5 protein-coding genes and 3 pseudogenes are annotated in these 8,620 nt (G+C 69.6%); 4 read left to right on the forward strand and 4 right to left on the reverse strand.

All coding sequences use genetic code 11. The features are described from left to right. Positions 1-73: 73 nt before the first annotated feature. On the reverse strand, positions 74-2,482 hold the full coding sequence (locus tag B086_RS0108360; RefSeq protein WP_018565962.1) for an ABC transporter permease: 2,409 nt from the start codon (positions 2,480-2,482) through the stop codon (positions 74-76). Further along, positions 2,479-3,171 carry an ABC transporter ATP-binding protein gene (locus B086_RS0108365; protein WP_026252226.1) on the reverse strand — a complete coding sequence of 231 codons (693 nt, stop codon included), beginning with the start codon at positions 3,169-3,171 and terminating at the stop codon, positions 2,479-2,481. The genes B086_RS0108360 and B086_RS0108365 overlap by 4 nt, the downstream gene beginning before the upstream one ends. 242 nt (positions 3,172-3,413) lie before the next feature. Between B086_RS0108365 and B086_RS0108370 the strand changes: the two genes are divergently transcribed. Together B086_RS0108370 and B086_RS0108375 are read left to right on the forward strand one after the other, a co-directional pair. Further along, the gene (locus B086_RS0108370; protein ID WP_037873130.1) at positions 3,414-4,709 is read left to right on the forward strand and encodes a sensor histidine kinase; all 1,296 of its coding nucleotides are present in this window, start codon (positions 3,414-3,416) and stop codon (positions 4,707-4,709) included. Beyond that, the gene (locus B086_RS0108375; RefSeq protein WP_018565965.1) at positions 4,706-5,392 is read left to right on the forward strand and encodes a response regulator; all 687 of its coding nucleotides are present in this window, start codon (positions 4,706-4,708) and stop codon (positions 5,390-5,392) included. The genes B086_RS0108370 and B086_RS0108375 overlap by 4 nt, the downstream gene beginning before the upstream one ends. On the opposite strand, the pseudogene B086_RS42670 reads toward B086_RS0108375, so the two are convergent. After that, positions 5,340-5,835, reverse strand: a pseudogene (locus B086_RS42670) (transposase); the annotation flags it as partial. The gene B086_RS0108375 and the pseudogene B086_RS42670 overlap by 53 nt on opposite strands. Before the next feature lie 266 nt (positions 5,836-6,101). Here B086_RS42670 and B086_RS39535 point away from each other — a divergent pair. Then, positions 6,102-7,197: pseudogene (locus B086_RS39535) on the forward strand (IS630 family transposase). A gap of 31 nt (positions 7,198-7,228) precedes the next feature. On the opposite strand, the gene B086_RS0108390 reads toward B086_RS39535, so the two are convergent. Further along, positions 7,229-7,738 carry a DinB family protein gene (locus B086_RS0108390; protein ID WP_018565967.1) on the reverse strand — a complete coding sequence of 170 codons (510 nt, stop codon included), beginning with the start codon at positions 7,736-7,738 and terminating at the stop codon, positions 7,229-7,231. A 693-nt stretch (positions 7,739-8,431) separates the two neighbouring features. On the opposite strand from B086_RS0108390, the pseudogene B086_RS45375 reads away from it, so the two are divergent. After that, positions 8,432-8,620, forward strand: a pseudogene (locus B086_RS45375) (hypothetical protein); the annotation flags it as partial.

Raw genomic sequence — 8,620 nt, forward strand, 5'->3', positions numbered from 1 at the left:
TCGCCCGCAGAAACCCGGACTCCACCGAGGCCGGGAGACCGGATCGGCCCAGCGGCTTGTGCTCCGCCGGACGCTACTCGGTGCGCAGCGCCGTGGCCGTACGCGCCCTGGCCGCCCAGCCGGCCGGGACCAGCGCGCCCAGTACCGCGATCACGACCCCGCCCAGCCCCAACACGAGCAGCTGAACAGGCTCATACACGTCGAGGACCGGTGACGGCAGACGGGTGCCTATGGCACGCCCCATCACCGGCATGACGACACGGTGCAGCAGGTGCCCCGCGGGCACGCCCAGCAGCCCGCCGAGCACGCCGATTGCCGTCACCGGGGCGAGCACAAGGCTCACGGTCTGCCGCGGCGACATGCCGATCGCCTTGCAGACGGCCAGGTCGTGGATGCGTTCGCGGGTGTCGAGGACGACGGAGTTGAGTATGCCGAGGCCGGCGACGCAGACCAGTATGAGGGTGAGGAGCACTGCCATGGCGTCCATGATGAGGATGATGCCCTTGTGATCAGCGGGCGGGGCGGCCGTGGCGTCCCCGCCCAGCGGCCGCAGGACCACCGCGAGCTTGTGGGCGAACTCCTCGGCCGGGACGCCCGGCTTCACCCGGACGAGGAACGTGCTGGGCCTGGCCGACGGGAAGTCGGCCATGTACGCGTGGATCTGCGGCTCGCTGCCGGAGGTGTCGAAGGACTCGCCCACGATCCGCAGGTCGGCGCTGTCCTTCTCGTAGGTCACCCGCAGCGTGTCACCGACCTTGGTGCTGGTCCTTTGCAGGAAGCGCGTGGGCACGACGACCTGTCCCTTGCCGGTGATCCAGTGCCCGGAGAGCAGTTCGTAGCCGCCGGGGCTCGAATCGCCCTCGTACAGGCCGGCCCGGACGGAGCCGGAGACCCCGGCCACGGTGACCTCGGTGGGGAGCTTGCCGTAGTACGACTCCAGCCCCGCCTCGGACGCGAGGGCGGCCCGGACCCTCTCCGGGTCTCCAGCCTTCGGCCCGGACGCGCCGCTGCCGACGGGAGACGGGATCGCCGCACGGCCCCCCGCCCCAGGCGGCGGCGGAGGAGTGACCTCGTTCAGCCTGGCCGTCGTGACCGTGACCGCGGCGCGGCTCTCGGGATCCTGCGAGCCGCCTACCGCGCTCAGGGACGCGGTCAGTCCCACCGCGAAGGTCACCGCGGTCGTGCCGAATGCCACCGCGAGCAGCACCGCCAGGGCACGGACCGGATGCGTGAAGGGGGCTGCGAGGCCGTAGGTCACCGGCCGCGGCAGCGGCAGTCGTCCCGTCGCCCGGTGCGCCCACTGCCCACGTCCCGTGCGCGGCGCCCGGCCGGCCGCGAGGGCCCCGACCGTATCCAGTCGTCCGCCGCGCAGTGCCGGAATCAGCGCTGCGAGCCCCACGACGAGCAGTGCGACGGCCGGCACTGCGGCATCCACCCACCAGGCCACCGAGAGCGAGGCGGTGCCGTACACCGACGCCGTGTCCGCGAGCAGCGGCACCACCAGCAGGTTGCCCAGCACGACGCCCCCGGCGATGCCGGCCCCGGCCGGGATCAGTGCCTGGGCCACGTAGGCTCGGACGACCTGGAACGGTGTGAAGCCGATGGCCTTGAGGATGCCGATCCTGCGCAGACTGGTGCCGACCGCCCCGCTGATCACACTGCTGACGATGATCACCGACATCACGATGCCGAGCACACCGAAAGCCATCACGAACGGGACGGTCGCGGCCGCACCCTGATCCGCGGCGCGCCTGGTGTCCAGCCAGGACTGCGTACCCAGCAGCGCCCCGGGTCCCACGAAGGCGGCGATCTTCGCCCGGCCGGCGAGGATCTGCTCCTGCGTGCCCGCGGAGTCGAAGCGGTACAGCATCTGACTCCTGACGGAGTTGCCCGGCGCCGCCAGCGCGTCGACCTGCGCCGGGGTCGCCCAGGCGTCGGCGGACCTGCTGGCCGACACCGCGAAGCCGACGACCGAGAGGGCGGGGGTATCAGCGGCGCCCGACGCCCTGAGGGCGGAGCCGATCGCGACCAGGGGACTCTCCAAGGCCGCGCTGAGCACGATCTCTCCCGGCTTCTGCGCCCACCGGCCCGATTTCAGTTCCACGTGGTCCACGTCGGCGTCCGGACCGGACCGCCCGACCAGGGTCAACGTCGGCAGGCGAAAGCCCGTCGGGTCCACTGGGCGGAACTCTGTGGCCGGGTACGGTCCCGCGCTCGCGGTGACGCCGGTCAGCTTTCCGGTCTGCGCCAGCTCTCCCGGGCTCACCTTGGCCGGATCGTACTGGGCGGTGATGTGCGCACCCCGCTGTTTCTCGAACGCACGGTCGAAGGGTGCGGACGCGGCGACCATCAGCGCCCCGGCGACCACGGCCGAGGCCACGGCCATCATCGCGGCCACGGCGATCACCACCGTCTGCGCCCGCCGCCGGCCCAACCCGGAACGCACGACCCGGCCGAGCGCACCGGTACCGAACAGGCTCACCGGACGGCCCGCACACACGTGTCGAGAGCCACATGACCGTCGACCAGGTGGATCGTGCGGCTCGCGCACTCCTGCGCCAGCGTCAGGTCATGTGTCACCAGCACGATGGTCTGCCCGGCGCGGTGCAGATCCACCAGCAGATCGCGGACGCCATGAGCCGAGGCCGTGTCGAGCGCACCGGTGGGCTCGTCGGCGAGCAGCAGTGCAGGCCGGTTGACCAACGCACGGGCCACCGCGACCCGCTGGCGTTCGCCCCCGGACAGCCGGCCCGGGTAGACGCGGGCATGCTTGTGGATGCCCAGCATCTCCATGAGCTCACCCGCGCGGGCCGCAGCCTCACGCCGACCGGTCCCGGACAGCTGGGCCGGGAGCCGGATGTTGTCGGTGACGGTGAGGTCGTCGAGAAGATTGAAGAACTGGAACGCCATGCCGATGTACTCGCGGCGGAACCTCGCGAGGGCGTACTCGCTCAACCGGTCGATCCGTCGCCCGGCCACGGTCACGGCGCCATCGGTCGGCCGGTCCAGGCCGGCGACGAGGTTCAGCAGCGTGGACTTGCCGCTCCCGGAAGGACCCGTCACGGCAAGCGCCTCCCCCTTGGCGACGCTGAGCGTGAGCGGTCCGAGCGCCGGCGCGCCAGAGCTGCCGTAGCGCTTCGACACACCCTTCAGTTCGATCACTTGATGCATACGGTTGTCCGTCCTCACGGTCACGGGAGACACATGCCAGTGCTGGCCCTGAGAACTTAGACAGACCGCGTCCGGCGCGCGTCGGCCACGGAACCGACACCACACCCTCCCCACGGAGGATCCTGCCGAGGAGTCATCCGTGAGAAGTCCCTCGGTCATCCGTGAGAAGGAGGCCCGGGGAAGGGCATGCCCCCTCGGGCAGGTGGATGCGGACCGGGCGGCGAGCCCAGCACAATGCACTGATGATCACGGAAGACCGGCGCAGCCGGCATCGACAACTCATCGACACGCTGCGCCCGGAGGCGAAGCCGGCCCCGCTGTCGAGGCGAGCGGTACGTGCCGATGTGGTGCTGGCCGTTGTACTGACCGTCGTCGCCCTGATCGTGGCGGTGCGCTACCCCGGTCAGGGACCGGCCGACGTCAACCCGCCTGCGGTGGATATCGGGACAGGTGTCCCGGCCCCGCCCTCGCCACCCGGCCCCGCCCAGTTGCCCGTGGCGGAAGGACACTCCCCTGTGCCGTGGGTCCTGGTCGTGCTGTCGGCGCTACCACTGGCGGTCCGGCGCCGTTATCCGCTCACGGTGTTCGTGGTGGTCCTGGGCGCGGCACTGGCCATCGGCAGTTCCGCGACCTGGATCACCGTATCGGCCTGTGTCGTCGGCGCCTACAGCGCCATTGTGCACAGCCGATACCGGACAGTGGCGATCGCCGTCCTGGTGGTGGCCGCCGCGCTGTCCGGTCTCGCTTTCCGCGATGCGGGCCCCGTGGTCCCCGGATGGTCCAGCCCGGGCTTCGTGCTCCTGGTGGCAGGGATGCTGGCCAGCCTCGTCCGCTTCCTCCAACTGCGCCTCGCCTCCAGCCGGGACCGGCTGACAGAACTGCAGACCGCTCAGGAGGAGGCCATGCGTCGCGCCGTCGAGGAGGAGCGGGCCCGCATCGCCGCCGAACTGCACGACGTCGTGACCCACAATGTGAGTGTGATGGTGATCCAGGCGGGCGCGGCCCGCAAAGTGATGGACACGGCGCCCGAGCAGTCGAAAGAGGCACTGCTGGCCGTCGAGGCGGGCGGCAGGGCCGCCATGACCGAACTCCGCCACGTCATGGGCCTGCTGGCTGCCCCGGACCACGAAAGGCCCGACAGCCTGGAACCCCAACCTGGGCTCGCGCAGCTCGACGCGCTCGTCGACCGGATACGCGCCGCCGGTACGCCCGTGAGCGTCGGAGTGTCGCTTCCGTCGGATCTGTCACCCGGCGTGGACCTCGCCGCATACCGCGTCGTACAGGAGGCGCTGACCAATACGATCAAACACGCACGCGGTGCCCAGGCAACCGTCACGATCGCTCACACCGATACCTGCCTGGAGATCGAGATAGCCGACACCGGTGGCGTCGAGGATGCTCCGCCGGTGCAGAGCAACGGCCGCGGCCACCTGGGGCTGCGCGAACGGCTGGCCGTCTACAACGGTGAGCTGACGGCCGGACCGACGCCGTCAGGCGGCTACCGTGTGACAGCCCTCATCCCACGGAGCACGCGATGACCGTGGACCGGACACCCCTGCGCGCCGTCATCGCCGACGACCAAGCCCTCGTACGCACCGGCTTCAAGATGATCCTTACCGCGGACGGCATCGAAGTGACGGCCGAGGCCGCCGACGGCATCGAAGCCGTCGCAGCCGTCCGCCGCACGCGGCCCGACGTCGTCCTCATGGACATCCGGATGCCGCAGATGGACGGCATCGAGGCCACCAGGCGCATCATCGACGACGCCGGCCCGACCGGAACGCGGGTCGTCATCCTCACCACCTACGACCTCGACCACTACGTCTACGCCGCCATCACTGCCGGCGCCAGCGGCTTCCTGCTCAAGGACGTGACCCCCGAACACCTGGTCTCCGCCCTGCGCCTGGTACAGACGGGCGACGCCCTCCTCGCGCCCACGATCACCCGTCGGTTGATCGAGCGCTTCGCCCCACACGACGAACCGCAGACCATCGCCCCGCACCGCGATCTGTCCGGCCTGACCCCGCGTGAACTCGAAGTGCTCCGCCTGCTCGCGACGGGACTCAGCAACGCCGAACTCGCCTCCCGGCTGTTCCTCAGCCCGACCACGGTCAAAAGCCATGTCGGCCGCATCCTGTCGAAACTGGACCTGCGTGACCGCGTTCAGGCCGTCGTCTTCGCCTATGAGTCGGGGCTGATCGCCCCCGGCGGAGGAACGTAGATACACCATTCCTGAGGCAAGGCCCTGTCCGGAACGTGCGGCACGAGCGGCCGGCGTGCAGTGTGCCGGGCTTGCGTCGACGGGAACCTCGCGGGGATCGGATCGGAGGTATGCCCTTCACCAGCGGGATCAGCGCCTGGCTGTCGTGGACGTTGGCACCGGAGATGCCGACAGACACGGGCAGACCGGTCCGCTCGGTGATCAGGTGGATCTTCGAGCCGTACTTACCCCGGTCGACAGGATTCGGACCCGAACGACGACTTCGGCAACTGCTGCCACATGCAGCCCGACGTCGCCACGAACACGATCGCTGCCAGAACCTCGCGGTCGCCGTGCCGACGTCGGCCGTCACCCTGAGGCCGCGATGGCACCTCCGGCACGACCTTCTGGAACAGTTCCCACAGCTTGTCCGGCACCAGCCGAACCCACAGCCCACTCACCAAATAAGATGACCTCTTATACCACACGATCGCAATAGCCTGTAATCGAGTTGGGGATCCTGTCCATCTCCCAGTCGTTTATCCCCTGTGACAGCGATGACGGAGCAGACGCAGGGAGGGCCTTCGGATGAGCGGTGGCTGCGGCGCTGTGTATGTCGCCTTCGAGCATCCGGCTTTTGGCACCGCCCTCATGGTGGGTGTCGGTGTGGTGACGCTGCTGCATCTCGTGATGAAAGAGCACTGACCGCACGCCGCTCGTTTCTGCTCGAATCACTGACCAGGAGGGGCAGAAGTTGCAGCAGATCGTGCGTCGGGGCAGTACCAGCTCGGTGCGCTACTGGTGGGCGATGATGCTGCTCGCTTCGGCCGGCGGGAACCGGGTGCCTGTGATCGCAAAGCTGGTGCAGGCCGACGAGGACATCGTCCGCGACGTGATCCATCGGTTCAACGAGATCGGCCTGGCCTGCCTGGACCTTCGGTGGGCGGGAGGCCGTCCCCGCCTGCTCAGCGATGACGACGAGGACTTCGTCGTGGCGACGGCTACTACCCGCCCGACCAAGCTCGGCCGGCCCTTCACCCGCTGGTCGATCAGGAAGCTCGCCGCCTTCCTGCGGATAGTGCACGGCCGTGTGATCAGGATCGGACGAGAGGCGTTACGGTGCCTGCTCGCACGCCGCGGGGTTACCTTCCAGCGGACCAAGACATGGAAGGAGTCACCCGACCCGGAGCGCGAGGCCAAGCTGGACCGGATCGAGCAGGTGCTGGAGCGCTTCCCGGACCGGGTGTTCGCGTTCGACGAGTTCGGGCCGCTCGGGATCCGGCCCACCGTCGGGTCGTGTTGGGCCGCTCAGGGCCGGCCCGAGCGGCATCCCGCGACCTACCACCGCACTCACGGGGTGCGCTACTTCCACGGCTGCTACTCGGTCGGCGACGACACCCTGTGGGGCGTCAACCGCAGGAAGAAGGGCGCCGCGAACACTCTGGCCGCGCTGAGGTCGATCCGCGAGGCCCGCCCGGACGGCGCCCCGGTCTACGTGATCCTGGACAACCTGTCCGCCCACAAGGGCGAGAAGATCCGGCGCTGGGCGAAGAAGCACCGGGTCGAGCTGTGCTTCACCCCGACCTACGCGTCCTGGGCCAGCCCGATCGAGGCGCACTTCGGGCCGTTGCGGCAGTTCACCGTCGCCAACACCCAACCACCGCAACCACACCGCGCAGACCCGCGCTCTGCACGCCTACCTGCGCTGGCGCAACGCCAACGCCCGGCATCCCGACGTCCTCGCCGCCCAGCGCCGCGAACGCGCCCGCATCCGCAGCGAGAAAGACGTCCGCTGGAGCAGACGCCCCCTCGCCACCGCGGCCTGAAGAACCCGGCGAACCTCACCCGGTCACAGAACTAGCCGGCGTAGGGGTTGCCACCGAGCCAGGTGGTGCCGTCGATCAGTTCACGCGTCGCGTCCAAGTGACCGCTATGGCAGGCAACTTCGGTGAGCACGTGGATCAGGATGTGCCGCACGTCAGGCAGCCGCCAAGCCGGCCAGATCTCCACGGGCCAGGCGGCGGGCTCCTGCTCGGGCGTGGCAGCGGCGAGCACGGCGTCCGCCCGCGCGATGGCCGCCCGGTAGTCGGCGAAGACCTCCTCGGTGCCCATCCCTTCGGGTACGTACCAGTGCGCCTCCGCGCCCGCCGCGAGCTGGGCGGCCACATCTGGCTCACCCGCGATCACCCCGGGGAACCAGAAGCGTTCGACATCCAGGGTGAGGTGGCGCACCAAAGCCAGGCAGCTCCAGCCGCTGGGCAGCACCGGCCGCCGCAGATCTTTCTCCGAGAGCCCTTCGAGGATCCCGAGAACGTGCTCGCGCTGATGGTCCAGAGCGCCCTTGAGGGCATCGAGTTCGGCGTTCACTGGACGGCGCACAGTTCGGCGAGGCGTTCCAGGGTGCTCGCCATCTGCGTCTGCAACTTCCGTACTCGTCATCCGCGCGCCTCCGTCAACCGTAGAGCATGAGCCTGACTCCGGCCTGGACGCTACACCGGGGGTACGACAAAGCCTGGCCGAGCGTGCAGCCACGTCATCCGACACTCGCCGCCCCGGCAAACCTTCCCAGTCAAAGCACTGGGCGGCCCCGCTGGGCCGCCCAGCAGCTGGTGGTGGTGCGAGGTTGCCTCGGCCTGATGTCCTGTGCCGTCACGGGCGCGGTCTCGGCGCCCGGGGCGGACAGTTGAGGACGCCGGGTCGGACCGGGCCGGCGCTCCGCCGCGGCTCGACGGCCGGTGCGCGGCCCTTCTCGGCGAACTGGCCGCCGACGCCCTCGCCCTGCTCACTGGATCTGCTGGGTCGGTGGTGTTGGACCTGCGGCCGTGGCAGTCGACCAGGGCCGACAAGTCACCGGCGGCTCGCCCCGACGCCCTGCTTGTCGACACCGCTACCGCGTTCGACGCCGTCCTGTACACCCCCGCACTGAGCCCGGCGGGGCACACTTGCACCTCCTGAAGCCGGCGGGACGTAGCCGCGTCGGGCGCCGTGATCCGGGTGGGTTGGTGATGCGGAAGCGTCTGGGGTTTCCACCTCGGGTGGTGGCGCGCAGTCCGTAGCGCCTTGGGCCGCCGGATCATCGCGTTCAGTCTCATGGGCGGAGTCGCGAGCGGCCCCGACATCGAATTGATGCGCATCGGCTTGGCAGCTTTGCTACTGGACGGCATCCGTGCCATCACCGAGTACGTCTATGGTGATCACCCGGTGGCATTCGATGACGAGGGTCTACGGGCGCTGCTGCGCTCTCACTTC

The organism is Streptomyces sp. PsTaAH-124, from assembly GCF_000373685.1.
Classification (GTDB): domain Bacteria; phylum Actinomycetota; class Actinomycetes; order Streptomycetales; family Streptomycetaceae; genus Streptomyces; species Streptomyces andamanensis.